Below are 25,015 nucleotides of genomic sequence, written 5' to 3'. Positions count from 1 at the left end.
GGGTAAAAATGAAAAGGGTAATAGCTTTAATGTTGGCGCTTTTAATGGTTTTGGCAGGCTGCACGGGAGGGAAGCAGCCGACAACAGCAGGACCTGCTGAGGTACCTCAGGAGTATAGGACGGTCTATTCCGGAGAGATAACCACCCTTAACTATCTTACAACTGCCAGCACAAATGAATTTGCATTGGCAGCCAATTTTGTGGATTCTCTCATCGATTACGACAGATATGGAGTAGCACAGCCATGCTTGGCAACAGAATGGAAGCTATCAGACGACGGTTTAGTGTGGACACTCAAGCTTCGTGAAGGCGTAAAATGGGTGACTCATGAAGGCAAGGAATATGCAGAGCTTACGGCACAAGACTTTGTAGATGCAATGAAGTATGTTCTGGATAGCAAAAATGAGTCGCAAACTGCCAATATTGCCTATAGCGTTATCAAGAATGCTGAAAAATTCTACAATGCAGAGATCACAGATTTTGAACAAGTAGGAATAAAAGCTAAAGATAAATACACATTAGAGTATACTCTGGAAAAACCAACGCCATATTTCTTATCGATGCTTACTTATGTATGCTTCTTCCCTGTCAATGGAAAATTCTTAAGTGAAGCTGGAGACAAATTCGGTACTGACAATGCAAATATCCTGTACAACGGAGCTTATATGATGGAAACATATGAGCCTCAAACCAGAAGGGTCCTTGCAGCAAATGAGAACTATTGGGACAAAGAAAATATATACATCAAGAAAATAACTCAAACCTATAACAAAGAAGCCGCCACCTTGGCCCCGGAACTGGTGCTGCGCGGAGAAATCGATTATGCAGAGCTGCCTTCATCAATAATCGATGAGTGGATGAAGGATGAAACAAAGAAAGATAAGCTGCGTCCCCAAAGAACGACTTTCTATACTTATTTCTATTGCTTCAACTTTGATCCTAAGTTCCCTGCGGAATTTGAGCCGGATAACTGGAAAACGGTTGTAAATAATCTGAATTTCAGAAAATCCCTGTTCCATGCACTGGACAGGAAAGCTGCCATGCTTACATCAGAGCCTTATGATCCGGAAAAGAGGATATTAAACACGATTACACCCAAGAACTTTGTTGACCTGGATGGTAAAGATTATACCCAGATCGGAAAGCTGGCCGACTTTACAAATACTGATTCTTTCAACTCAAAGCTTGCCCTGGAATTCAAGGAAAAAGTCCTAACTGAATTAAAAGGCAAGGCCAAATTCCCGGTCAAAGTGCTGATGCCTTACAACACCGGCATGACTGAATGGACAAATAGGGCACAAGTAATTGAACAACAGATGGAAAACCTGCTGGGAACAGATTATATAGATATAATACTCGATCCCAAGCCCCCAACGGGATTCTTAAAGGATGTAAGACGTGCGGGCAATTATGCTTTCCTGGAGTGCAACTGGGGACCGGATTATGCTGATCCGGAGACCTATACGGATCCTTTCACTCCAGACAATAACTACAATTGGCCTCACCTGGCTGAAGGTTATAAAGAAGCTAACGGGAAAAATACCTATGAGAACATGGTAAATGCAGCTAAGGCTGAAGTATTGGATATGGCTAAACGCTACACCCTGTTTGCCGAAGCTGAAGCATTTTTCATAGATCAGGCTTTCGTTATACCATATGCAGCAGGCGGAGGCGGATACTTAGCTTCGAAATTAAATCCATTTGAATCCCAATATTCACCTTTTGGACTTTCTTCTGAAAGATATAAAGGACAAAAGGTCATGGAGAAGCCTATGAATTCGGAGCAATATACAGAAGGACTTGCAATCTGGGAAAAAGAACGTGCTGAAGCATTGAAGGCAGCGAAATAAATTAGACAGACCTTTCTAAGCTTCTAAAACTAAAGCCTGCAATATACTTTCGGCAAATGCAGGCTTTAGTCATTCTAAAGGGGGAGAAAAATGTTAAGGTATTCGCTGAAGAGGCTTGCTCAGTCTTTGGCAACGCTTCTTATAATTCTTACCATCGTGTTTCTTCTCATGCGATTGATGCCCGAGGAAGGATATTTTGGCCAGGCCTACGAAAAGCTTGACCCGGCACAGCGAGAGGCCATATTGACCTCCATGGGGCTTAGAGATCCCATACCTATACAGCTGAAGAATTTTTATGCGTCTTTATTAAAGGGGGATTTGGGCAAATCAATGATATACAGGCCTAAGGTGTCTATTGCAGAAATTCTAAAAGTTAAAGTTCCTTATTCGCTATACTTTGGTCTGACTGCTGTGGCGATATCTTTAGTGGCAGGCATATCTCTGGGCATCATAATGGCGCGAAGCAAGGCCAAGATATGGGATAAACTGGGCACCGGTTATATTGTGTTCATCAATGCGGTTCCCGCCGCAGTTTATTACCTGTTTCTACAGTTGTATGTGACAGACATACTGAAGCTTCCGATTCTGTTCAAGCCGGATCAACCTGTCAGCTGGATTCTGCCTGCCATATCCATGTCATTGGGAGGCACGGCATCCTATGCAATGTGGATGAGACGGTATATGGTGGATGAATTGAATAAGGATTATGTAAAGCTGGCCAGAGCCAAAGGCTTAAGAAATAAGACAATCATGGTCAAGCATGTTTTCCGCAATGCCTTTGTCCCCATGGCCCAGTATTTGCCCAGCACCCTTTTATATACCATATCCGGCTCAATATATATTGAATCGTTGTATTCGATACCTGGCATGGGAGGGTTGCTGGTTGACGTAATACAAAGACAGGATAATACGGTAGTGCAGGCTTTGGTGCTCATATATTCCTCCATTGGAATAATCGGTTTGTTTTTAGGAGATATACTTATGGCCATATTTGATCCAAGAATCAACCTTCAGAAAAAGGGAGGTGCCAGGTAATGAGTAATGCAAAGGTCAATAAGCTGTCTGACGGACTCAATGAAAACCTTTTTGAATTTGCGGAATTTGATGATAAAGAGGCTCAAAGAGCCGGATACTCAAACTATTCGTACTGGCGCTCTACATGGCAAGTATTTATAAGAAATAAAGTGGCCTTGTTTCTTTTAGTATTGATGACAGTATTGATATTGTTCACAATAATACAGCCATATTTGCCGGATCAGAAGCTTCCCACCAAAATATATATCGATTCGAAAACCAATATGCAGCTAAGAAACCATCCGCCGGATTCTGAATTCTGGTTTGGAACCAACTCTATCGGCCAGGACCTATGGTCCCGTATATGGAGCGGAACCCGAACTTCGCTTTTGATAGGGATTGCGGTAGGAATCTGGGAAGCTATAGCAGGAATAATGATAGGAGCTCTTTGGGGGTATGTGAGGGTTTTGGATCGCCCCATAACCGAAATATATAACGTGCTGGACAATATACCTGTAACCATTATATTGATCCTTATGACATATATAATGAGACCCAGCTTATCAACCATGATCATTGCCATGTGTATGACAGGATGGCTGGGAATGGCGCGTTTTGTGCGGAACCTGATAGTCATAATAAGAGACAGGGAGTATAATCTGGCATCAAAGTGTCTTGGAACCCCTACAGGCAGGATAATAACGAAAAATCTGCTCCCTTATTTAGTATCCGTTATCATGCTTCGGATGGCTTTGGCTATTCCGGCAGCAATAGGATATGAAGTTTTTTTGACATATATAGGCCTTGGATTGCCTGTCAGCATTCCATCACTGGGAAACCTTATCAACGAGGGCAGGGCTCTTATGATGGTCAAATCCCTGAGATATCAGCTGATCTTTCCTGCCATAGTCTTATCCATGGTTACAATATCATTTTATGTGATGGGCAATGTATTTGCGGATGCAGCTGACCCGCGAAACCATGTTTAGGAGGTGCTGATATGATAGATTCAAAGATCATATTATCTGTTTCAGACCTGGTTGTAAAGTTTAAGCTGCGGGGCAGGGTTTTAACGGCAATCAGAGAAGCCTCACTGGATTTATACGAGGGAGAAAGCTTGGCAATAGTGGGGGAATCAGGCTCAGGCAAATCGGTTTTTACCAAGACCTTTATGGGCCTTTTGGATGGAAACGGATGGGTAGCTTCGGGAAGCATACTTTATAATGGAGAGAACCTGGCAAGGTTTAAAACGGAAGATGATTGGATTAAAATTCGCGGCAAGAATATCGCGATGGTCTTTCAGGACCCTATGACCTCTCTAAACCCTCTGAAGACGATCGGAAAGCAAGTTCAAGAAGCTGTTGAACTCCATCAAGGCCTGAAAAAAGAAGAAGCTAAAAAAGCTGTGATTGAAATACTGAATGATGTAGGCATATCTGAACCGGAAAGGCGATATAAGCAGTACCCTCATGAATTCTCAGGAGGCATGAGGCAAAGAGTCGTCATAGCCATAGCCGTGGCGTGCAGGCCCAGGATACTTATATGTGATGAGCCTACTACGGCTTTGGATGTAACGATACAAGCACAGATATTGAATCTTTTAAAAAGATTGAAAAAGAAATACAACTTGACTACCATATATATTACTCACGATTTAGGCGTTGTGGCTAATGTGGCCGATAGAATAGCAGTAATGTATGCCGGGGATATAGTAGAGATAGGAAATTGCGAAGAGGTCTTTTACAATGCCCAGCATCCATATACCTGGGCCCTTCTTTCATCGCTGCCCCAACTGGGAGTCAAGGGAAAGCCCTTGCATTCTATCAAGGGTACGCCGCCGAACCTGTTCTACGATATAAAAGGAGATGCTTTTGCGCCTCGAAACCCTAGAGCCCTCAAAATGGATTTCGTAGAGAAGCCTCCCTATTTCACCGTAAGCCCTACCCACAAGGCAAAGACCTGGCTGCTGGATCCGCGTGCGCCAAAGGTGGAGCCGCCTGAATCTATTGCTATACTTCGAAAGCAATGGAGGTTGAGCAAAGATGCATGATGGTCAAAGAGAAATCCTATTAGACGTCAGGAATCTGCGTGTGGAGTTCGGCAAGTCAAAAAAGAATAGATTTGCCGCCGTAGATAATGTAAGCTTCCATATTTATAAAGGAGAGACCTTTGGACTGGTGGGAGAATCAGGTTCAGGCAAGACCACCATAGGAAGAGCCATTGTACGCTTGAATGAAACAACTGCCGGTGAAGTAATTTTTAAAGGAAAGAAGATAAATGGGGATATCGGCAAGGAATTGGATAAAGAAGTGACTAGAAAAATCCAGATGATATTTCAAGACCCGATGGCTTCCTTAAACGAAAGGGCAAAAGTTGATTATATAGTATCCGAGGGCCTCTATAATATAAAAAATTATAAAAGTGAGGAAGAAAGGAAAGCAAAAGTAGAGAAAGCTTTAATGGATGTCGGGCTGCTCCCGGAGTTTTTGAGCCGCTTTCCTCACGAGTTTTCAGGGGGGCAAAGGCAGAGGATCGGAATTGCGAGGACCTTAGTCATGGAGCCGGAGCTCATAATTGCGGATGAACCTATATCCGCCCTGGATGTTTCCATCCGGGCCCAAGTATTGAACCTGTTGTCTGAGCTCCAAAAAAGCAAGGGCCTGACATACCTGTTTATAGCCCATGACCTATCTGTAGTACGTTTCATTACTGATAGGCTGGCTGTAATACACAAAGGCAAGATCGTAGAGCTTGCCGAAACGGAAAAGCTTTTTAAAAATCCGCTGCATCCATATACCCGTTCTTTGCTCTCGGCTATACCATTGCCTGACCCGAAGCGCGAGAAGGAAAAGGTCCTTGAGATATACGATCCGGGCTGCCATGACTACAAAGATGATCCGCCTGAATGGATACAGATTGAGCCGGAGCATTTTGTGCTGGGGAATCATAAGGAATTAGAGCAATACAGGGCAAGATTATGCCAGCGGTAGGGAGCGCATTGCATGCGTTCCGCAAGACTATATAAGTATATATGCAGACGAAAGGAGCAATAACTAAATGAAAATATTTATATCTGTTGATATGGAAGGGATATGGGGTTTAGTCTCTTCAACACATGTGGACAGGGACTCAAAGGAGTATAACCGCGCCAGGAGGCTGATGACACAGGAAGCAAATTGGGCTATAGAAGAGGCTTTTAATAATGGAACAACGGAAGTAGTGGTCAATGACTCCCACGGCAATATGGACAATCTTATTATTGAGGAACTGGACCCCAGAGCCCAGCTCATCAGCGGAAGTCCAAAGCCTTTAAGCATGATGGAAGGAATAAATGAAGCCTTCGACGGAGTCATATATGTAGGATATCATTCAAGGGCCGGCACAATAAACGGATTATTCAACCATACATACTCCGGCAAGACTATAGCCAATATAACTGTAAACGGCAAGAAGATGGGAGAATGCGGCATAAATTCAGGTGTGGCTGGATATTGGGGGGTGCCGATCCTTGCCATAGCAGGCGATGATAAGCTTGCAGCCCAAGCTAAAGAAGAAATCGGTGATCTGGAAACAATAATAGTTAAAAAGGCGATATCAAGATATTGTGCTCACAATCTATCTCAGCAAGCAGTAAGAGAGCTTTATAAAGCAAAGCTTGCAGAAGCTTTAAAAAATATAAAGCAAAAACCTGTTGTAAAATACGAAGGAAATATCACTATGGACATCGAGTTCAATAGAGAAGTTATGGCAGAGAGCGCCATGCTTTTTCCGGAAGCTCTGAGGCTTGATGAAAAAACCATCAGACTTGAATCCGATGATTATTTAAAGCTTTTCATGATGTTTAGAGCATGTCTTAACCTGGGAGGCTCAATTTCATAATGCTTAATCAGGGCGCCCAAAGATAGTCCTGCATAAGACAGTATAAGAAAACTATATTATTTATGGGTGGCTGCCAAGTAAAATGTCTAAAAATGGGCAAGTGTGTGCACACTTGCCCTGCTTGCCGTTTAGCGGAACGTGGAAATAGAGCCGTAAAGATACACAAAGCTGCACTTTCTCTAGTTGTTGTCACAAACTAATTCTCCGTTTATAATATGAATAACAGCAAGTAAAATCAAGCAGTAACCTCTCTATTTCTTTATAATAAATGTAGGGTGGTTGAAACGAGGTGAACAGATGAATGTACGAGTGGCAGAAGCAAATTCAAATAATCGTTGATGAAATTGACAAATGTATTAAAAATTATAATGATGAAGCCTTGACACTACGCTTTCTTTCTCGCAGGCTGGGTTATTCCGAATTTTATACAACGAGAAAATTCAAAGAAATATCGGGTATGCAATTTAGGGATTATCTGCGGCATAGAAAATTAGCCTTTGCACTAAAAGAGGTTCGGGATGGTGAAAAAAGCCTTTTGGATATTGCTTTTGATTATGGTTTTTCATCACATGAAGCGTTTACAAGAGCTTTCAAAGGAGCATATGGTGTAGCTCCAAGTGAATACCGAAAAAAGCCTACGCCTGTCGTTCTTCGTACAAAAATAAACCCTTTCGACCGTTACTTTTTAGGATTAGGAGAGATTGGAATGATAAAATCTACAGGTGATGTTAAAATTTATTTTGTAACCATTCCCGCACACAAATTTTTGCACATTAAAAACTATGAGAGTAATGGGTATTGGGATTTTTGGCAAAAGCAAAGTCTTATTCCGGGACAGGACTACGAAACAATTTGCGGCTTGCTCGATAGTATCAAGGGCAAATTGGACGACGATGGAGGGAGCGAAGCTAACAGCGGCAGTGGTCAAATTATGGCGTATATCAATGACCCGAACGGCAGACTTTGCGATTGGGGTATTCCACGTACAGAGTGTCATGGTGTACGCCTTCCTTTTGATTATAAAGGCGAAGTACCACCACAAATGCTTATGATAGATGTTCCAGAAGCAGAGTATATTGTTTTTGAACATGGACCATTCGACTATGAGCAGGAAAATCGTAGTGTGGAGGAAAAGATTGAAAAGGCAATGGCAACCTTTGATTTTGCAGGTACTGGTTACTGCTTTGATACTTCCCCCGGTAGAATAATTTACTTTTATTTTAATCCAGAACGGCATTTTAAGTATATCAGACCAGTGCGGAAGTAAATAAAATCTACTGCCTAAACGCTAATTGAAATAGTATAGCTATTCTGCCTGTGACGGCATATAAAAAAAAGCCGTCATTTGGCAAACTGCCCGGAAAAGGAGGAAAACATGCGGCAGTCTGAAACAATCACAGCCTTGTATCTTCGGCTTTCCCGTGACGATGAACTGTAAGGGGATTTCAACAGCATTGTCAATCAGAAAGCCATTTTGAGTAAGTACGCAAAGGACAATCATTTTTCTAACCCGGTTTTCTTCATGGACGATGGATTTTTGGGAACCAACTTTGACCGCCCTGGCTGGAACGATATGCTGGAGCAGATTGAAGCGGGAAAGGTCAAAACACTTATCGTCAAGGATATGTCCAGACTTGGGCGTGACTACTTAAAGGTAGAATTTTACACCGAGGTTCTGTTTGTTGAAAAAGGCATTCGCTTCATTGCCATCAACAACGGAACTAACGCCCACCATCTTGAATGATTTGGTTAGCAAGGTGTTTGTAGAAGCACCGAATAAGTCGGACGGAAAGCGCAGGCAGAATATTCACATCAGCTATGATTTGGTGGGGATTTTGCCGGAATTGAATACCCCGATACATGAAGAAATGGCGTAGCTTTTACGCTATGCCATACCTCGGAATACTACTGTCTTATTAAGGACTAACTAAGGGGCGTCCTTTTACGTTGATCAGATTAATAGCAATAGTATGTAGAAATAGCGAAACATATATAGTAATATCTACATATGTAAGTAAAATGATGGAAGCCGATGATATGTCGATAAAGCCGGAGAAAGTGCATTATTTAAAGGATTGCTTTCAAGATAAAATTCCAAGGTGGTACAGCAAATACTATGTTTAGTACCTTGTATACTACGTGACATAAGGATTATTTATATAAAGTTTGGAGGTACAAATGGTTAATGAGGTATGTGCTATTTGGGTATTAGATGAGACAACTAACCAGAAATTAGAAATGCTCAGAAAGGCTTTAGAAGTATTTGATATTGAATATAACCCTATCTATGGACATATTACTTGTGCTAATTTTATTGATATTGATGTAGAGGAGATTATACAATACACTAAAAAGTTTGTAGAAGGGAAAGAATCCTTCGATATCAGCTGTACGGCATTAGGATTACTGACAACTGACTGCATAGCTTGTATACCTTCTACTTCAGGAAAACTATTGAGGTATTATGAGGAATACCATCAAGAATATGATTCTTATTGCAATAAGTGGACAAGGGCAGAAAGCGGTCTATGGCTGCCTCATATATCTCTTTATCATAGCGAAACGGAAAACCTGGGCGCTATTGTTGGTGAAATGGCAAAAAAATTTGCTCAATTCAGTGGGAAAGTTGTGAAAATGGAACTGTCTATTGTAAATGAAAATGATTTTGATATAGTGTATTCTCATGATTTAGGCTGATATAAGAGTAATGCAGCTCCATCGGTGCCCGGATTTTTATTAATTCATAAGGAGATGATCAAAGCGTGAAGGATAGAATTGCCGGATTTCATACAATATCAAGAAGATATCTGATTGATATATTGACTGATATAAAAAATAGAAACATGGAAATAGGTGAGCGGTTCAATAAAATCTATAAAAAAAATAATTGCGATTACATTAAGTCAACGAATGAATTCAAAGACGATGTCGAAGTAAAAAGATTGATTGATGAACTTAGTGAAAGCCATCCTTATTGGAATATTAAAATAGAAATATTAGAAGCAATCTTAAGGAAAATAGAGGGCAATACGCCGGAAAACTTTTACTCTTTAAGTCAAATTAAAGAATCAGTCATACATTCATGTCATGAATCTGAAATAGATGGACGAAAACATTTTGATATTTCGGATGAAGTAAAAATAGAAATCTGTAATGCGGAAAAGAAAAAATTTTATGAGTATATCAATAATATATGTGAAGAAGATTTAATAAACGCAGCACCTTTATTTTATAGAAGGGCATTATCAGAAAATGAAATAAGTGAAATAAAAAGGAAAATACATGCAGTATGCTATAAACCTGGCCTGGAAAAAGAAATGACTTTGTGCTTTAAGGAAGAAGATCTTAAAATAGAGATTGGTTCAGATGAAATCATTAATATCTTAAGACAGCAGGAAACAAGTCAAATCTATGAAATAAATACGGGGGGTATAGGTACTGCTTCATATATAATGGATTTGTCTGTATTTGATCCTTATTATATAGATGGATTTGATATTTATTGGTGTACGGAGCAGTTAGATTGGGTAATTATAAAGGATCATGAAGGCTATTACTATTTTTACGGAGAATGGTTGATCAATGAGATTAAGAAAGCATGGAGAGAGTGGGAGGAGAGTGTACTATGATAATAGGAGAGAATGTTATTATCAGACAATTAGAGCTGGGAGATGAAGATTATCTATATAAATGGTGAAACGACGGGGAGATGATGGCTCATGCAACTTTTCCTTTTGGAACAATGCAAAGCAAAGAAGCGATCAGAAGAAATATCACTAATGAGATTGAAAACTACAATATTTTACCGGAAAAGAAAAGGTTTATCATCTGCAAAAAAGCCACTATGGAACCGATAGGTGAAATTAATTATGCTGATTGGAGTCCAAGAAACCAGAAATGTGAATTTGGCATTAAGATATGTGAGATGGTGGAACAGGGGAAAGGCTATGGGAAGGATGCTCTATATCATTTTATAGATTTTTTATTCAGATCGCTTAATCTCAACAAGATTGAGCTGACCTCAATGATAGACAATGAAAGAGCGCATAAATTATATAAGCAGCTGGGCTTTAAGGAAATAGGGATTATCAGAGAAGGTTTTTTTGACAGCAGAAAAGGAGCTTTTAGTGATGCAGTATATATGGATTTATTGAAAACAGAGTGGCTGGAAATAAAAAGGACAAGGTGATAGGCATTTTATTTACCTATCACCCTTTTGATCATTGAATCATGAGCTAAAATTTCAAATTTATCATCAAGCTGTGATAAACAGGTGAAATCTTTATATTTCTGCTTCAGTGCTTTTGTGATCAGATGGTCGGCTAATGCAGGGTTTTTAGGAAGCAAGCTGCCATGAGAATATGAACAATATACATTTTTATAGATTGCACCCTCGTATCCATCCTCGCCGTTATTTCCGTATCCGCTTAAGACCTTTCCCAGAGGTTTAACTTCCGGGCCAAGATAGGTTCTCCCGGAATGGTTTTCAAAACCCACTATTCTTCCGTCACAATCCTCTGATTGAAGGAAGTCGCATTGAAATACGATATTTCCTACCATCCTTTTTTTGCTTCCTATCGTCCAGAGATCTAGTGCACCGAGGAATTCGATCTCCTTGCCATCCCAGGTTTTGTAGAACTTGCCGAGCATTTGATATCCGCCGCATATGCATAAAAAGACTTTATCATTTTTTATTGCATTTTTAATTTCATTGGATTTTTGCTTCAGCAAATCATTTTGTGCAATTTCTTGCTCATAATCTTGACCGCCTCCAAGAAAAACTATGTCATAGTTTTCGGGGACGAAACTCTCGCCAATAGTCAAATTTATTACTTTTGCGCTTATTCCGCGCCATTCTGAACGTTTTTTTAAAGTTTTAATATTTCCTATATCTCCGTATAAATTCAATAAGTTTGGATAAAGATGACATATCCTGAGTTCATACATATTTTTACACCTCTATATTTCCTAAGTACGCAGCCTGCCGTTTTACTCCCAGAATTCCTTGAGCCCAAACATGTCCTTCAGGTGCTTCCTGATATCAAGCATTGCAGTATAGGACGCCAATATATAAAAACTACTGTCCTCCAATGAATTATCTAAGCCTTCGCATATCATTTTGTCATAATCTTTTATTATACTTATTTTCGCTGTATTGAAATCATCGTATTTTAATCTTAGGGCCATGTCCTCTGCTCTGATGCCGGAAACAAAAATATTGCCGGTTTCCTCCGACGCCCGCTGCAGCTTTCCAAAGTTCACATCCCATAGCCATGAAATATCGGTTCCGTCGGCAACCTTATCATTTATTATGAGGGCAATTTGGCTTTGTTTTTCTGCTTTTGTAAGCAAATCAATAGCCTGATTGAAGCCGGAGGGATTTTTCACTAAAATTATCCAGATTTTCTTATTCCCTGCGTCAATTTCTTCCATTCTCCCAAATCCACTTTTCAGGCTGCCAAGACATTTTAAAGAATTTTTTACGGGCAAGCCCAAAACAACCCCACAAGATAGAGCTGCCAAAGAGTTATATATGTTATAAAGCCCTGGCAAGCCTATCTTGGTCTTATATAACTCTTTTTTAATTTTATTGCCTTCCGAGCTTTCAATTGATATCTGAATCAGAGAGTCAGAACTGTTCAATTCATCGATATTGGAACATGTAATGCTGGAAGGCGGCCTCATATAGCCGCAGTTAGTGCATCTAAATCCACCCAGATGTCCATATATATAATTAGAATAGATGTACTTATTTTTACAATAGATACAATACATCGCATCCGAATAAGCTGGCTTCTCAGCATTCTTGTATGCATTGGGGCCGATCCCGAAATACACAAGCTTTTTATCGCTGCCTCTGCCGAGGGACGCACACATGGAATCATCCGCATTTAATATGAGCTTGGTGTTTTTTAATTTCTGCACCCCGAGCCTGACATTATTCAGAGTTGAATAAAGCTCTCCATAGCGGTCCAGCTGATCTCTGAAGAAATTTGTAACGATCAAAATGTCAGGCTCGACAAAATCACATATTTTATTGAATGCCGCCTCATCAACTTCAATCAATGCAGTCCGAACAGGCGATTCTCCTAAAAGCTTTATTGAATTGAGAAAAGTGCTGGCAATTCCCGCCGTTAAATTTGCCCCTGACTTGTTTGTTATATATTTGATGCCGTTCTCTTCAAGGATCTGGCCTATAATATGGGTTGTTGTTGTCTTGCCATTGGTTCCGGTGACCATGATTATTTTATAATTTTTAGCTGCTTCTTTTAATGCGTTCGGATATATTATAGATGCGGCTTTACCGGGAAAAGATGTGCCTCCGAATCTCACAGCTCTGCACACCTTGCATAATGTCTTTGATACAACTGATGCAAGCTTATATTTAATATTCACGTCAAACACCGCCAAAAGTTTGATATTTTGCTGCAGAATCCCTATATATTCGATGAATTATCTTAAGTGTGCAGCATTAAGAAAATAAGTATCTAAGTACTACCATATTATGTACGATTAACATTAGCTGTGACAGCCATAAGCCCTTAATTGCACTTTTAATTGTTGATCACTGAACTAACCCGCTCTAAGACACCCGCCTCTATAGGCGGCGGGTGTCAAGAGCCGCTAAGTCCAGTGCCCCAGGGCAGCCTCTCTTGCCCCTGTGGGGCAATTCACCTTCTATGGACTCGACTAACATTCAGTGGGGGTTGAATCCCCCTCTGAATGAAGTCTCGTTCAAGCATGGTAATAATATCTCCAGATCGAGGACCTCAAACATAAGTACGATTATTTATACAAAAGTATTGCATAATAATGCGATTAAGTGTATAATGTTGATTCGTGAATAAATTATAGATGATGAGATGTTAGGAGGAAGAAATGTTGAAAAAGATGTTAAAAAAATTAATTTTGCTAACTGTTGTAGCAATTATAGCTTTATCTTTTGCGGGATGCGGGAAAAAAGCAGATAAACTTGTGGTAGGTACAAGTGCGGATTATCCACCCTACGAGTTTCACATGATGGATGGAGGAAAAGATAATATAGTAGGCTTTGATATTGATATCGCAGCAGAGATTGCAAAGGACATGGGAAAAGAGCTTGAGATCAAGGATATGGATTTCGCAGCACTGTTAGGCGCCCTTGAAGCGGGGAAGATCGATATGGTTTTAGCGGGCATGACTCCTGATGATGAAAAAAGAAAGAATGCAGATTTCTCAGAGATATATTATAAGGCTGAACAAGGAGTCGTTATCAGAGCAGAAGACAAAGATAAGTATAAAACTGCCGAGGATTTCAAAGATGTGAAGGTGACAGTACAGCAAGGCACTTCCCAAGAAAAAATAGCCAGCACTCAATTGGCAGGATGCCAATTAAAAACTCTAAAAAAGGTTGGAGATCTTGTTTTGGATCTTAAATCAAAAAAATGCGATGCTATTATTGTGGAGCTGCCTGTTGCAAAAGCATATGTCAAAGAAAATCCTGAACTCATCATAAGTGAAGTACAGGTGCAGGATGAAGTCGGGGGAGCAGCGGCAGCCGTTGCAAAAGGAAACACAAAGCTGCTTGAGCAGGTTGACAAAACATTAAAAAGACTTGCTGATGAGGGCAAAATAGACGAGTATGTGACAAAGGCAATAAAGCTTTCTTCTGAAGCTGCAGAATAAGGCTGATTTAAATGAATAATTATAATTTTTTGAAAATGTGAGGAAGCAGTTGTAGGGGGAGAAACTTTGAGCTTTTTATTTTTAGATAAATACGCTTGGTATTATATAAACGGTGCAAAAAATACGATACTTCTTACTTGTATAGCATTATTCTTTGGCATAATATTGGGTCTTATGTTTGCATTGCTGAGATTGTCGGATAATAAAGCCTTGAAATATGTCGCAGTGGCATATATTGAAATCATCAGAGGCACACCGATATTGATTCAAATAATGATACTTTATTTTGGTGTGACACAATATATCAGTTTTCCGGAGATACCTGCACTGTCAAAGCTGATAGGTTATGATTCATCGGATTTTATGGCAGGAGCCGCAGCGGTGGCAATCAATAGCGGAGCGTATGTAGCTGAGATCATCCGGGCAGGCATACAATCCATCAGCAAAGGGCAGATGGAAGCCGCCAGATCATTGGGGCTTACAAAGTCGATGGCAATGCGGTATGTAATAGTACCCCAAGCCTTCAAAAATATACTCCCTGCATTGGGAAATGAATTTGTTACCTTGATTAAGGAAACCTCCGTCGTATCAGTAATTGGGATAATGGAGCTTACTAAGGCCGGAGATATTGTAAGAGGCGCTACGGCGAAGGGCTTTGAGCCCCTCATAGTAGCTGCGGTTATATATTTTTCCATCACTTTTACGGCATCCAAGCTTGTTGGTTTGCTTGAGAGGAGGATGAGAGTAAGTGATTAAAGTATCAAATTTGCATAAAAGATTCGGAAAGCTTCATATTTTAAAAGGCATCAATACTCATATAGAAAAGGGAGAGGTTGTTGTTGTTATAGGTCCAAGCGGCTCTGGAAAGAGCACTTTTCTCAGATGCCTTAATATGCTTGAAGTGCCGGATGACGGCGAAATATTATTTAAAGACACGATAATGAACAGCAAAAAAACAAATATAGATAAACAAAGAGAAAAGATGGGCATGGTATTTCAGCAGTTCAACCTTTTTCCTCATATGACTGTTATGAAAAATATAACTTTAGCGACCATAAAGCTAAAAAAGAAGAGCCAGAAAGAAGCCGAAAAAGAAGCCCTGGATTTGCTGAGGAGGGTCGGACTTGAGGATAAAGCTGGCAGTTATCCGAACCAGCTTTCAGGAGGGCAAAAACAGAGGATTGCAATAGTAAGAGCGCTGGCCATGTCGCCGGAGGTAATGCTCTTTGATGAGCCTACATCAGCTCTTGATCCCGAGATGGTGGGAGAGGTTTTGGAAGTAATGAAAAGGCTGGCGGCAGAAGGCATGACCATGGTGGTAGTGACACATGAGATAGGCTTTGCGAGAGAAGTCGGCAGCAGGATATTGTTCATGGACAACGGTCTTATAGCAGAAGAGGGAACTCCGCAGGAAATTTTCAATAATCCTCAAAACGCCAGAACCAGGGAATTTCTAAGCAAAGTCCTTTAAATCAATAGAAAATATGACAGTTGGAGCTTAACACAGCTTTAACTGTCTTTTTGATGCTCAAGATAATCTATGATAGCTTTTTCATTATCTTATATATGCTGTGCATAGCCCCATGAAGCTCATCAATATCCTCAGCCGATAATTGCTCAAGTTTGCTCATGATCATATCCAGCGCTTCTTTTCGAAAATCATTAAGATAGTCTATTCCTGATTGTGTAATTGATACCTTGACAGAGCGCCTGTCTTTTTTATCATGAATTCTTACGATCAAATTGTTCTCTTCCAGCTTGTCTGTCAAATGAGTCATCTGCTGCTTCAAAATGTTTAAACCGGCAGCAAGCTCCGACATGGAGATAGGTTCCTTGCCTTTCAAATATAGCAATATGTGAATTTGCATAGGGCTTAAGGTTTTTGCTGTTTTTTCTAAAGGCTTGATAAGATTATTTTTAAACATGGGCATTAAATGAAAAAGGTCGTTAGCCAACTGCTCAATTATTTTATCCGGCATTCTACCACAATCCCTTCTATGCACTCAATATCTTCTCTGAAATCAAATGATTTTGTAAATACTATTTCATATAATAGCTCAAATTTAACAATTGACAAATACATTCTTAAGGTGTAATTTAATATAGTAAATAATTGTTTATTATAAATATATATTAAATATAATTTATAATATTATAGCACCTTTACAAAAATATGTCGAGGGAGATGAAACATGTTAAAGCTGAAAGGTTATCTTAGGCCATTTATTGTGTCTATCACTGCAATTATCGCGCTGCTTTGGGTTCAGGCTGCTTGTGATCTGTCATTGCCTGGCTACACCTCCAACATTGTAAATATTGGGATTCAGCAAGGCGGAATAGAGAATGGAGTGCCTAAAGCAATACGCAAAAGCGAGCTTGATAGACTTATGCTATTTATGAATGAAGAAGATAAAGTGGAGGTATCGAAAAGCTATACTATTTTGGATAAAAGCAGCATATCTCAAAATGATTATAATTATTATACAAAGATTTACCCTCGTCTATCAGAAGAACCTATTTACACATTGAATGCAAATTCAAAGAATGAAATAAGCCGGCTTAATTTGATCATGAGCAAGCCCATCCTTGCCGCAGAAGCTTTGGAGAAAATGGGCATATCTCTTTCAAACATACCGCCGGCTCAGATAGAGTCTATGAAAAACAGCGCCGGTGAGAGATTTGCGGGTATGCCCGATTCCATGATAACCCAGAGCGCAACCTCCTATATCCGTAAGGAATATAAAATTCTAGGAATGGATACTGATAAGATTCAAACAAGCTATATACTGCGTTCCGGTGCAATTATGCTGCTTATAGCATTGCTGAGCATGGGCGTCACTGTAGCTGTAGGATATTTTGGTTCAAAGGTTGGGGCAGGGCTTTCCAGGAATCTTAGAAAAGATGTATTCGGAAAGGTCATAAGCTTTTCCAGCAGCGAATTTGATAAATTCAGCACCGCATCGCTGATCACGCGAACCACTAATGATATTCAGCAGATTCAAATGTTGACGGTAATGCTTTTGAGAATTGTTTTCTATGCTCCCATATTAGGTATTGGAGGGATAATAAAGGTTTTTAAAAGCGATTACTCCATGGCCTGGATTATTGGAGTGGCGGTAGCTGCTATTTTGATCATAGTGGCTGCTATGTTTTATATAGCAATTCCGAAATTCAAAGTTGTGCAAAAGCTTGTAGATAGGCTGAACCTGGTAACAAGAGAGATACTTACGGGGATATTGGTCATACGTGCATTCAATACTCAAAAGCATGAAGAGAAAAAATTTGATATTGCAAGCAGAGACCTGACAAAAACGAATCTGTTTGTCAATAGAGTAATGTCTCTCATGATGCCGGCAATGATGCTGATCATGAATGGAGTTACTTTACTGATCGTTTGGGTGGGCGCTCACCAGATTGACCAGGGTGCAATGCAGGTTGGCGATATGATGGCTTTTATACAGTATACTATGCAGATTATCATGGCGTTTTTAATGATTTCCATGGTTTCCATAATGCTGCCCCGAGCTGCTGTTTCTGCTGAGCGCATAGAAGAAATCCTAAGCTCGGAGATACTGGTGAGAGATGTTGAAAAGCCTCAGAATTTCGGGGAAAATAGAAGCGGCCATGTTGAGTTCAGGGATGTGAGCTTTAGATACCCCGGCGCAGAAGAGGATGTCCTTTCGCATATAAGCTTTACTGCCGAGCCCGGGCAGACAACTGCATTTATCGGCAGCACCGGCAGCGGGAAAACCACGCTTATCAATCTCATACCCCGTTTTTATGACGCAACAGAAGGCCAAATACTGATTGACGGTGTGGACATCAGCAAGGTCCCTCAGCATGAATTAAGAGCCAGAATAGGATATGTACCCCAAAAAGCGCTTCTTTTTTCGGGGACTATAGAAAGCAATCTGAAATATAGCAATGAAGGCGCATCTGAAGAAGAACTGGTTAAGGCGGCAGGCATAGCCCAGGCTTCGGAATTCATAAAAGCGAAGCCTGAAGGGTTTAAAGCCGATATTTCTCAGGGCGGCGCCAATGTTTCAGGCGGGCAGAAGCAGAGGCTTTCAATCGCCAGGGCGCTTGTCAAAAAGCCTGATATATATATCTTTGACGACAGCTTTTCTGCCCTTGATTTTAAAACCGATGCACTGCTCCGTGAGGCCCTAAAGAAGGAGACGGCCCATAGCACCTTGCTTATAGTTGCACAGAGGATAAGCACGATCATAAATGCAGACCGGATCATTGTCCTTAATGAGGGTAAAATTGCAGGCATAGGCAGCCACAAAGAGCTTATGAAAGAATGCGAAGTATATAGGCAAATAGCTTTATCACAGCTTTCAATGGAGGAGCTTGCATAATGAGTGAAATGAGAAAAAATGAAACCAAAACAGGCATGAAGCCAATGGGAGGAGGCCCAATGGGCGGAGGGCATATGAGGGGCATTCCGGAAAAGCCTAAGGATTTTAAAGGAACAATGAAAAAACTAATAGGATATTTAAAGCCCTATCTTTTTTCAATTATTGTAGTGATACTCTTTGCAGTGGGAAGCTCTGTTTTTTCTATTATAGGCCCTAAAATACTTGGAAAAGTCACGACAAAGATTTTTGAGGGATTGATAGGCAAGGTTTCAGGCGCCCAGGGTGCCGGCATTGATTTTGAATATATCGGAGACACGGTGCTTCTTTTGCTTGGGCTATATATTATCAGTGCAGTATTCTCCTTTGTGCAGGGCTTTATCTTATCGGGAGTGGCACAAAAGGTATCTTATAATTTAAGGAAAGAAATATCACAAAAGATAAACAAGCTGCCCTTGAAATACTTTGATACAAAAACTCATGGAGAGGTATTGTCGAGAGTAACAAATGATGTTGATACTGTGAGCCAAACCCTGAACCAGAGCATTTCGCAGATAATTACATCTGTGATCATGCTGATCGGTACTGTTGTTATGATGCTTTCTATCAGCGGGTTAATGACTCTTGCATCAATATTGATATTGCCCCTGTCGCTTATCTTTATATCCTTGGTAGTTAAAAGGTCTCAGAAATATTTTGTGCAGCAGCAGCTTTATCTGGGTCAAGTAAATGGACATGTTGAGGAAGTATACGGCGGCCACATAATAGTCAAGGCCTTCAATGGAGAGGGGAAAGCCGTAGAAAAGTTTAATGATCTGAATGATAAACTATATAATTCCGCCTGGAAATCACAGTTTTTATCCGGTATGATGATGCCCATCATGACATTTATCGGCAATATCGGATATGTTTTAGTGAGCATAATGGGCGGTTGGCTTGCTGTTAAAAAGGCTATCGAGGTTGGGGATATACTCTCCTTTATACAATATGTGCGTCAGTTCAGCCAGCCTATAGCTCAGGTGGCTCAAATATCCAATGTCCTCCAATCCACAGCAGCGGCTTCAGAGAGGGTTTTTGAATTTTTGGAGGAGCAGGAGGAAATCGAGGAGAATCTTGAGCCGACGGATATTACGAATATTGCGGGTCAGGTATCCTTCGAGGATGTGCGCTTTGGATATAATCAGGACGATATGATCATCAAGGGCTTCAATGCAGATATTAAACCAGGCCAGAGAGTTGCCATAGTAGGGCCTACAGGAGCCGGAAAGACTACGATGGTAAAGCTTCTCATGAGATTTTATGATGTCAGCAGCGGAAGAATATCGATCGACGGACATGATATCAAGGAATTCAGCAGGAATGATTTGAGGAGCATGTTTGGCATGGTGCTGCAGGACACTTGGTTGTTTAACGGCACAATCATGGAAAACATACGCTACGGCAGGCTGGATGCCGCAGACGAGGAAGTTATCAGGGCTGCTAAGGCTGCCCATGCCCATCCCTTCATAAAAACCTTGCCTCACGGATATAACATGGAGATAAATGAAGAAGCAGGCAATATATCTCAAGGGCAAAAGCAGTTATTAACCATAGCCCGTGCAATATTGGCAGACCCTAAAATACTGATATTGGACGAAGCAACAAGCTCTGTAGATACCCGCACCGAGGTTCTGATACAAAAAGCTATGGAAAACCTGATGAAGGATAGGACCAGCTTTATTATCGCCCATAGATTGTCGACCATAAGAGGTGCAGATATGATCCTGGTGATGAAGGACGGAGATATTGTGGAGCATGGAAATCATGAGGAATTACTGGCTGTGGGAGGCTTCTATGCTTCATTGTATAACAGCCAGTTTGAAAGCGCATAAAATATATTTTCATATTTTGCCTTAGTTTATACGGCTTAGTTTTATAGAATTTTGCAGGGCGCCCTTTGGGCGTCCTTTCTTTTAACTTAAGCTGTTGTGTTAGCTGATAACAAGTATAGAGCTTCGAGGCTAAGACTTTGTAAGCTTGTATAGGGCTGTGTCAAAACTAACAAACTCTACGCCTCTTCACAAAATACTCTTTTATCAGCCAACACAACGAGTTAAGTTAGAAAATCAGGTCATTATTAACATGTAGAAAAAATTATATATTTATGGTAATATCTAGTCGTATTAGCATCGCGAATTATATTATATAGATTATCAGGAGGAGCAAATGAAAAGATTTCTGATCGGTCAGTTTGACAAATTTGATATTGATAGGCAAAACAGAGATTTCAGGGATTATTTCTTCGGAATTGAAGTCAATCAAATGGAGTCTGTTGAGGAACTGAAGATATTGAAGGATAATATAAGGAGGAGAAATCTGAAAGTAGGCATTCATTTTCCATTGCTGAAGAATCAATGGAGATCCAGAGATCCCCAATATCTTTCTAAAGACAATGTTACCTATGAAGAATCGATTAGTTATATGGAAAATGAATTTGTCAGAGCAGAAGAGTTAAATCCGGACTATATTTTGCTTCATTATCCAAAGCCGGTGATATTAGATGATAATGTTGATTGGAAAATCTGGAGGTTTTCAGATGATACCGAGTACTATTATGAATCCGAAATGCCCTATGAGTATTTTGAAGAGAGAAGCAGAAATTTTTTTCAAATATTATCAGATAAAGGAATGAAACATAATTTTACCCCGGTATTAGAGTTGGATGCACTGAATAGATATATATATGATACAAACCTTCTGGAAGGCTTGCTGGACGATTATCCAAATATCAGGCTATGCCTTGATTTCGGAAGAATCCACCTGCAGGATTGCATTGATCATAATTTTAGCGGATTGGATATAGTTAAAAAGTTCGGCAAGTATGCTCATTTAGTGCATTTATGGAATGCCAGGATCAGTGAGACAGGGCATTACCCTGCACTTAGTTCTTTAAAGCCGGAAGATGGATGGGGCGATATGGAAGCATACTTTAGGACCTTGAATGAAGTAAATGGGAGCTATAAGGTTCTGTTTGAGCATAAGTCTCATTTGATAAGCGATGCGGAGCTGGAAGAATGCTATCAATGGGTAGACAGGCTGTGCAGCCTAGGGAGTGGAGGGATAATGTATGAACAGGTTTGAATTCATGAGCGGAGGCAAAGAACTGTTAGGCTTTGTAAAGCCCTTATGGGAAAAATTAAACAAGCATCATGAGATTAAGTCAGAGAATTTTTCTGATAAATATAGAAATTTTAAGTTTGAGGAAAGAAAAAGTAAATTTGACAGCTATGATAATTCATCGATAAAGGTAGACTTAATAAAAGATAGCGAGAACGATATTTACATAGGTTATTGCATAAGCACGATAAATGAAAAATCGGAAGGAGAGATTGATTCTATTTTTGTTGACGGAGAATGTCGCAAATTTGGTTTGGGTGACCGCTTGATGGGCAGAGCATTAGAGTGGCTTGACTGCAATAATGCGAAAAAGAAGATAATCGGGGTAGCAGAAGGCAATGAAGAGGTATTGAGCTTTTATAAAAAATATGGCTTCTATAAAAGAACAGTCATTTTGGAGCAGAGGAATGAAGGAGGGCTACATGATGAGAAGGCTTGATTTGCAAGACAAAGAGACAGCCGAGAAGGTGCTGGAATTGCAGGCGGCTTCATATAAAATCGAGGCGCAGATCATAGATTTTTATGATATACCGCCTTTAAAGGATACTATAGACAGCCTAAGAAAGTCCGGCGAAATCTTTTACGGATATTTTGAAGATGAGGCCTTAGCCGGAATAATTTCCTATAAAGTTATAGGAAACACTCTGGATATTCACCGCGTCGCAGTACATCCAAGCTTTTTCAGGATGGGTATTGCACAAAAAATGGTGAATTTTATAGAAGGAGCGGAAGCCGGCATAAATAAGGTAGTGGTATGCACCGGAAAGGAAAATAAACCGGCGGTGAACTTATACTTGAAAAATGGATATAAAAAAACAGAAGATATTGAGATCGGCAGAAATATATATTTGACTGCATTTGAAAAGATAATATGATATAAATATGTACAAGCATTAAGGATATTGATTGTTTTAAAGTATATTGAGAGGAGAATCTCTATGAGTGAAAAAGCGGATTTAGCAGTTAAATGCTTCGGCGAAGGCTTTAGCTGTGCCCAAGCGGTATTTACATCCTATTGTGAAGATTATAATCTGGATAAGGAAAGGGCTTTGAAGATAGCCGGAGCATTCGGAGGCGGAATGGGATATATCGGTGAGACATGCGGAGCTGTCACAGGAGCGTTTATGCTGATTGGACTTAAGTACGGAAAATACAGGACGGAGGATAATGTATCCAAAGATAAGACATATTCAGCTATACAAGAATTTACCAGACGTTTTAAAGCTGAGTTCGGGTCTGTAAAATGCACCGAATTGATCAAATATGATTTAAGCATAGCTGAAGAGCTAAATAAAGCCAAAGAGGCAGAAGCTTTCAAGCATACCTGCTCCGGATTGGTAAAAAGGGCGGTAGAAATCATCGAAGAAATATTGTAATGGATTTATACAAATACCAAACGCAGCCTTCTATATAAATATGTTTTTCTCATTGGAATTCATAAGAGGGATAGAAAGAATCCGGCGGTAAGATAAGGAGCAGAATATAATGGATAAAGAAAATATAAAAGTAACAAATGCAATAGTTCATATTTTGGATTCAAGCTTAGATGTACCGGTTTTATCAAATGAATTATTAGACTTAAATGAAGAAATAGAGGACTTTATTAAAATCCATATATTTAAAATTCTAAGCGGTGATAATTATAAAGTTACTCAATTAGATGATCATGATAACTATTGTTATAAGGAATTAAAAGCATACCTGGGCAATAATGACTTTATTGCTGCAACTGAGAACCTTTCGTTGCAATTATTTAGCCTTATGAAGAAAAACGTTGATATACCTGCCGCGGATATTATTTTCACAACGTTTAATTATGAAGGCGATTCATATTTTTCGATGCTTAAAATGAACTACAAGAGCTCATATATCCATTTTGTTGAAACAATTGATACAGGCACCAAAAATACGATAGTAAAGCAAAAAACAGTTTTACCCTCTGAAGCCCAAAGCCTGGAAGAGGTTATTATTATTGATTTGGATGATTTTTCAGTTAAATTGGTTGAGAAAAAATATTTAATAAACGGTGAGAAGGAGTATTATTTATCCCAATACTACCTTGGGTGCCAGCCAGAGCTATCCTCCAAATCTAAACTTGATATTGTAACAAAAACAGCAGATCGAATCAATAAAAAGCATTTTAATGATGATATTGAGAAAAAAATGCAGTTTAAAAAGATACTGTTAGATAATTATGAAGCCAATGGTACGGTTAATGTTGATAATGTCATTAACGAAGTTTTTGAGAACAATATAGATGTAAAAAATGAATTTAAAGAAAAAATAATGAATCAGGGTTTAGATAAAAAGGAATTTCAAATTCAGAGCAAAAGCAGCTTTAAGAAATTGGAGCGGCAAGTCATCAAAACCGATACGGGAATTGAAATAAACATTCCTCTTGATCAGTATGGGGATAGGGACAGACTAGAATTTATAACAAATACAGATGGGACTATATCAATTTTGATAAAGAATGTAGGCAAGCTTATCGGAAGATGAATCAGAATCTATGATAATATAAAAAAGTATGATTAAAATTCTATGCCAAGTAAATAATTCATAAACTGAAGATACTGCTTCAATATTTCTCTTGAAAAGGGTATAATAAACCCACAAGGGAGGAGTAGCCGTGGAAGATAAGATTGATAAACTATTTGACCTAGCAGAGAAAATGTATATAGACCTAAAAGGAGATATAAACGGCGTTAAGGAAGATATAAACGGTGTTAAGAAAGATATAAACAGCGTTAAGGAAGATATAAAAGGGCTTCAAGAGGGACAGAAAAAATTACAAGTAACACAGGAGCAGATGCAGACAAGGTTGGAACAATTAGCAGAGATACAACAAAACCAGCTGGAAGGACAGGAAAGAATCAACGAAAATATATTGGATAAACTGGAAAGAATCGAAACTGCTACCCTGGAGAATGAAACTGAGATATATAATATTAAAAAAGTAAAGTAGGATTAATTTCCTGCTTTTTTATTTTAAGAAATAAAGGCGGTAACTCTTCGATTGACGCATTTAAACCGTTTTTAAGGCACTTGAAGATGAAAATAGTATAATATATATTACCGAGCATACAAAACAGG

Annotated in this window: 27 protein-coding genes; 24 read left to right on the top strand and 3 right to left on the bottom strand. The window is 39.6% G+C overall.

The window, feature by feature from the left end; genetic code table 11:
• Positions 1 to 8: 8 nt before the first annotated feature.
• From LJD61_RS19110 to LJD61_RS19050, 13 genes are all read left to right on the top strand, one after another.
• Entirely contained in the window at positions 9 to 1,850 is a 1,842-nt protein-coding gene (locus LJD61_RS19110; protein WP_255229180.1) for a peptide ABC transporter substrate-binding protein, read from the top strand.
• A 90-nt stretch (positions 1,851 to 1,940) separates the two neighbouring features.
• Complete coding sequence (locus tag LJD61_RS19105) at positions 1,941 to 2,885, top strand: ABC transporter permease (RefSeq protein WP_255229179.1); 945 nt, start codon at positions 1,941 to 1,943, stop codon at positions 2,883 to 2,885.
• Positions 2,885 to 3,853, top strand: a complete 969-nt coding sequence (locus tag LJD61_RS19100) for an ABC transporter permease (RefSeq protein WP_255229178.1) — start codon at positions 2,885 to 2,887, stop codon at positions 3,851 to 3,853. The genes LJD61_RS19105 and LJD61_RS19100 overlap by 1 nt, the downstream gene beginning before the upstream one ends.
• An 11-nt stretch (positions 3,854 to 3,864) precedes the next feature.
• The gene (locus LJD61_RS19095) at positions 3,865 to 4,914 is read left to right on the top strand and encodes an ABC transporter ATP-binding protein (RefSeq protein WP_255229177.1); all 1,050 of its coding nucleotides are present in this window, start codon (positions 3,865 to 3,867) and stop codon (positions 4,912 to 4,914) included.
• Positions 4,907 to 5,854 (top strand): ATP-binding cassette domain-containing protein, encoded by a 948-nt coding sequence (locus LJD61_RS19090; RefSeq protein WP_255229176.1) that lies wholly within the window; start codon positions 4,907 to 4,909, stop codon positions 5,852 to 5,854. Before LJD61_RS19095 ends, LJD61_RS19090 begins: the two co-directional genes overlap by 8 nt.
• A gap of 67 nt (positions 5,855 to 5,921) precedes the next feature.
• Complete coding sequence (locus LJD61_RS19085) at positions 5,922 to 6,743, top strand: M55 family metallopeptidase (protein WP_255229175.1); 822 nt, start codon at positions 5,922 to 5,924, stop codon at positions 6,741 to 6,743.
• 301 nt (positions 6,744 to 7,044) lie between these two features.
• Positions 7,045 to 8,010, top strand: a complete 966-nt coding sequence (locus LJD61_RS19080) for a helix-turn-helix transcriptional regulator (RefSeq protein WP_255229174.1) — start codon at positions 7,045 to 7,047, stop codon at positions 8,008 to 8,010.
• Positions 8,011 to 8,217: 207 nt separating this feature from the next.
• Positions 8,218 to 8,487, top strand: a complete 270-nt coding sequence (locus tag LJD61_RS19075; RefSeq protein WP_255229173.1) for a recombinase family protein — start codon at positions 8,218 to 8,220, stop codon at positions 8,485 to 8,487.
• Positions 8,480 to 8,620: a DUF4368 domain-containing protein gene (locus tag LJD61_RS19070; RefSeq protein ID WP_255229172.1), complete on the top strand. Its 141-nt coding sequence runs from the start codon at positions 8,480 to 8,482 to the stop codon at positions 8,618 to 8,620. Before LJD61_RS19075 ends, LJD61_RS19070 begins: the two co-directional genes overlap by 8 nt.
• 70 nt (positions 8,621 to 8,690) lie before the next feature.
• Positions 8,691 to 8,867, top strand: a complete 177-nt coding sequence (locus LJD61_RS19065) for a hypothetical protein (protein WP_255229171.1) — start codon at positions 8,691 to 8,693, stop codon at positions 8,865 to 8,867.
• A 54-nt stretch (positions 8,868 to 8,921) separates the two neighbouring features.
• Positions 8,922 to 9,440, top strand: a complete 519-nt coding sequence (locus tag LJD61_RS19060; protein ID WP_255229170.1) for a hypothetical protein — start codon at positions 8,922 to 8,924, stop codon at positions 9,438 to 9,440.
• A gap of 65 nt (positions 9,441 to 9,505) precedes the next feature.
• Positions 9,506 to 10,372 carry a hypothetical protein gene (locus tag LJD61_RS19055; protein WP_255229169.1) on the top strand — a complete coding sequence of 289 codons (867 nt, stop codon included), beginning with the start codon at positions 9,506 to 9,508 and terminating at the stop codon, positions 10,370 to 10,372.
• Between the two features lie 83 nt (positions 10,373 to 10,455).
• Complete coding sequence (locus LJD61_RS19050) at positions 10,456 to 10,932, top strand: GNAT family N-acetyltransferase (protein WP_255229168.1); 477 nt, start codon at positions 10,456 to 10,458, stop codon at positions 10,930 to 10,932.
• An 8-nt stretch (positions 10,933 to 10,940) separates the two neighbouring features.
• Here the strand turns inward: LJD61_RS19050 and LJD61_RS19045 are convergent, their stop codons facing one another.
• Both LJD61_RS19045 and LJD61_RS19040 read right to left on the bottom strand, forming a co-directional pair.
• A complete protein-coding gene (locus LJD61_RS19045) occupies positions 10,941 to 11,690 on the bottom strand; it encodes a type 1 glutamine amidotransferase (RefSeq protein WP_255229167.1) in 750 nt (249 codons plus the stop codon).
• A gap of 42 nt (positions 11,691 to 11,732) precedes the next feature.
• Entirely contained in the window at positions 11,733 to 13,139 is a 1,407-nt protein-coding gene (locus tag LJD61_RS19040; protein WP_255229166.1) for a MurT ligase domain-containing protein, read from the bottom strand.
• A gap of 483 nt (positions 13,140 to 13,622) precedes the next feature.
• Between LJD61_RS19040 and LJD61_RS19035 the strand changes: the two genes are divergently transcribed.
• The 3 genes from LJD61_RS19035 (at position 13,623) to LJD61_RS19025 (ending at position 15,879) form a co-directional block, all read left to right on the top strand.
• Positions 13,623 to 14,408 (top strand): transporter substrate-binding domain-containing protein, encoded by a 786-nt coding sequence (locus LJD61_RS19035; RefSeq protein WP_255229165.1) that lies wholly within the window; start codon positions 13,623 to 13,625, stop codon positions 14,406 to 14,408.
• Between the two features lie 66 nt (positions 14,409 to 14,474).
• Entirely contained in the window at positions 14,475 to 15,164 is a 690-nt protein-coding gene (locus LJD61_RS19030; RefSeq protein WP_255229164.1) for an amino acid ABC transporter permease, read from the top strand.
• A complete protein-coding gene (locus LJD61_RS19025; protein WP_255229163.1) occupies positions 15,157 to 15,879 on the top strand; it encodes an amino acid ABC transporter ATP-binding protein in 723 nt (240 codons plus the stop codon). Before LJD61_RS19030 ends, LJD61_RS19025 begins: the two co-directional genes overlap by 8 nt.
• Positions 15,880 to 15,946: 67 nt before the next feature.
• Here the strand turns inward: LJD61_RS19025 and LJD61_RS19020 are convergent, their stop codons facing one another.
• Entirely contained in the window at positions 15,947 to 16,387 is a 441-nt protein-coding gene (locus LJD61_RS19020) for a MarR family winged helix-turn-helix transcriptional regulator (protein ID WP_255229162.1), read from the bottom strand.
• Between the two features lie 213 nt (positions 16,388 to 16,600).
• On the opposite strand from LJD61_RS19020, the gene LJD61_RS19015 reads away from it, so the two are divergent.
• The 8 genes from LJD61_RS19015 to LJD61_RS18980 all read left to right on the top strand — a co-directional run bounded on the left by LJD61_RS19015 (position 16,601) and on the right by LJD61_RS18980 (position 24,887).
• Positions 16,601 to 18,769 carry an ABC transporter ATP-binding protein gene (locus LJD61_RS19015; RefSeq protein ID WP_255229161.1) on the top strand — a complete coding sequence of 723 codons (2,169 nt, stop codon included), beginning with the start codon at positions 16,601 to 16,603 and terminating at the stop codon, positions 18,767 to 18,769.
• Positions 18,769 to 20,637, top strand: coding sequence for an ABC transporter ATP-binding protein (locus tag LJD61_RS19010; RefSeq protein WP_255229160.1), 1,869 nt, complete (start codon positions 18,769 to 18,771; stop codon positions 20,635 to 20,637). Before LJD61_RS19015 ends, LJD61_RS19010 begins: the two co-directional genes overlap by 1 nt.
• A 334-nt stretch (positions 20,638 to 20,971) precedes the next feature.
• Positions 20,972 to 21,886 (top strand): sugar phosphate isomerase/epimerase, encoded by a 915-nt coding sequence (locus LJD61_RS19005; RefSeq protein WP_255229159.1) that lies wholly within the window; start codon positions 20,972 to 20,974, stop codon positions 21,884 to 21,886.
• The gene (locus LJD61_RS19000) at positions 21,873 to 22,361 is read left to right on the top strand and encodes a GNAT family N-acetyltransferase (protein ID WP_255229158.1); all 489 of its coding nucleotides are present in this window, start codon (positions 21,873 to 21,875) and stop codon (positions 22,359 to 22,361) included. Before LJD61_RS19005 ends, LJD61_RS19000 begins: the two co-directional genes overlap by 14 nt.
• Entirely contained in the window at positions 22,348 to 22,797 is a 450-nt protein-coding gene (locus LJD61_RS18995; RefSeq protein ID WP_255229157.1) for a GNAT family N-acetyltransferase, read from the top strand. The genes LJD61_RS19000 and LJD61_RS18995 overlap by 14 nt, the downstream gene beginning before the upstream one ends.
• Before the next feature lie 63 nt (positions 22,798 to 22,860).
• Positions 22,861 to 23,298 (top strand): C-GCAxxG-C-C family protein, encoded by a 438-nt coding sequence (locus LJD61_RS18990; RefSeq protein WP_255229156.1) that lies wholly within the window; start codon positions 22,861 to 22,863, stop codon positions 23,296 to 23,298.
• Positions 23,299 to 23,407: 109 nt separating this feature from the next.
• Positions 23,408 to 24,421 carry a nucleoid-associated protein gene (locus LJD61_RS18985; protein ID WP_255229155.1) on the top strand — a complete coding sequence of 338 codons (1,014 nt, stop codon included), beginning with the start codon at positions 23,408 to 23,410 and terminating at the stop codon, positions 24,419 to 24,421.
• Positions 24,422 to 24,551: 130 nt separating this feature from the next.
• The gene (locus tag LJD61_RS18980; RefSeq protein ID WP_255229154.1) at positions 24,552 to 24,887 is read left to right on the top strand and encodes a hypothetical protein; all 336 of its coding nucleotides are present in this window, start codon (positions 24,552 to 24,554) and stop codon (positions 24,885 to 24,887) included.
• Positions 24,888 to 25,015 lie beyond the last annotated feature (128 nt).

The sequence above is a fragment of the Lutispora saccharofermentans genome (assembly GCF_024363565.1).
Lineage (GTDB): Bacteria > Bacillota > Clostridia > Lutisporales > Lutisporaceae > Lutispora > Lutispora saccharofermentans.
The sequence above is the reverse complement of the archived record's forward strand: the minus strand, read 5'-3'. Positions and strand labels throughout refer to the sequence as shown.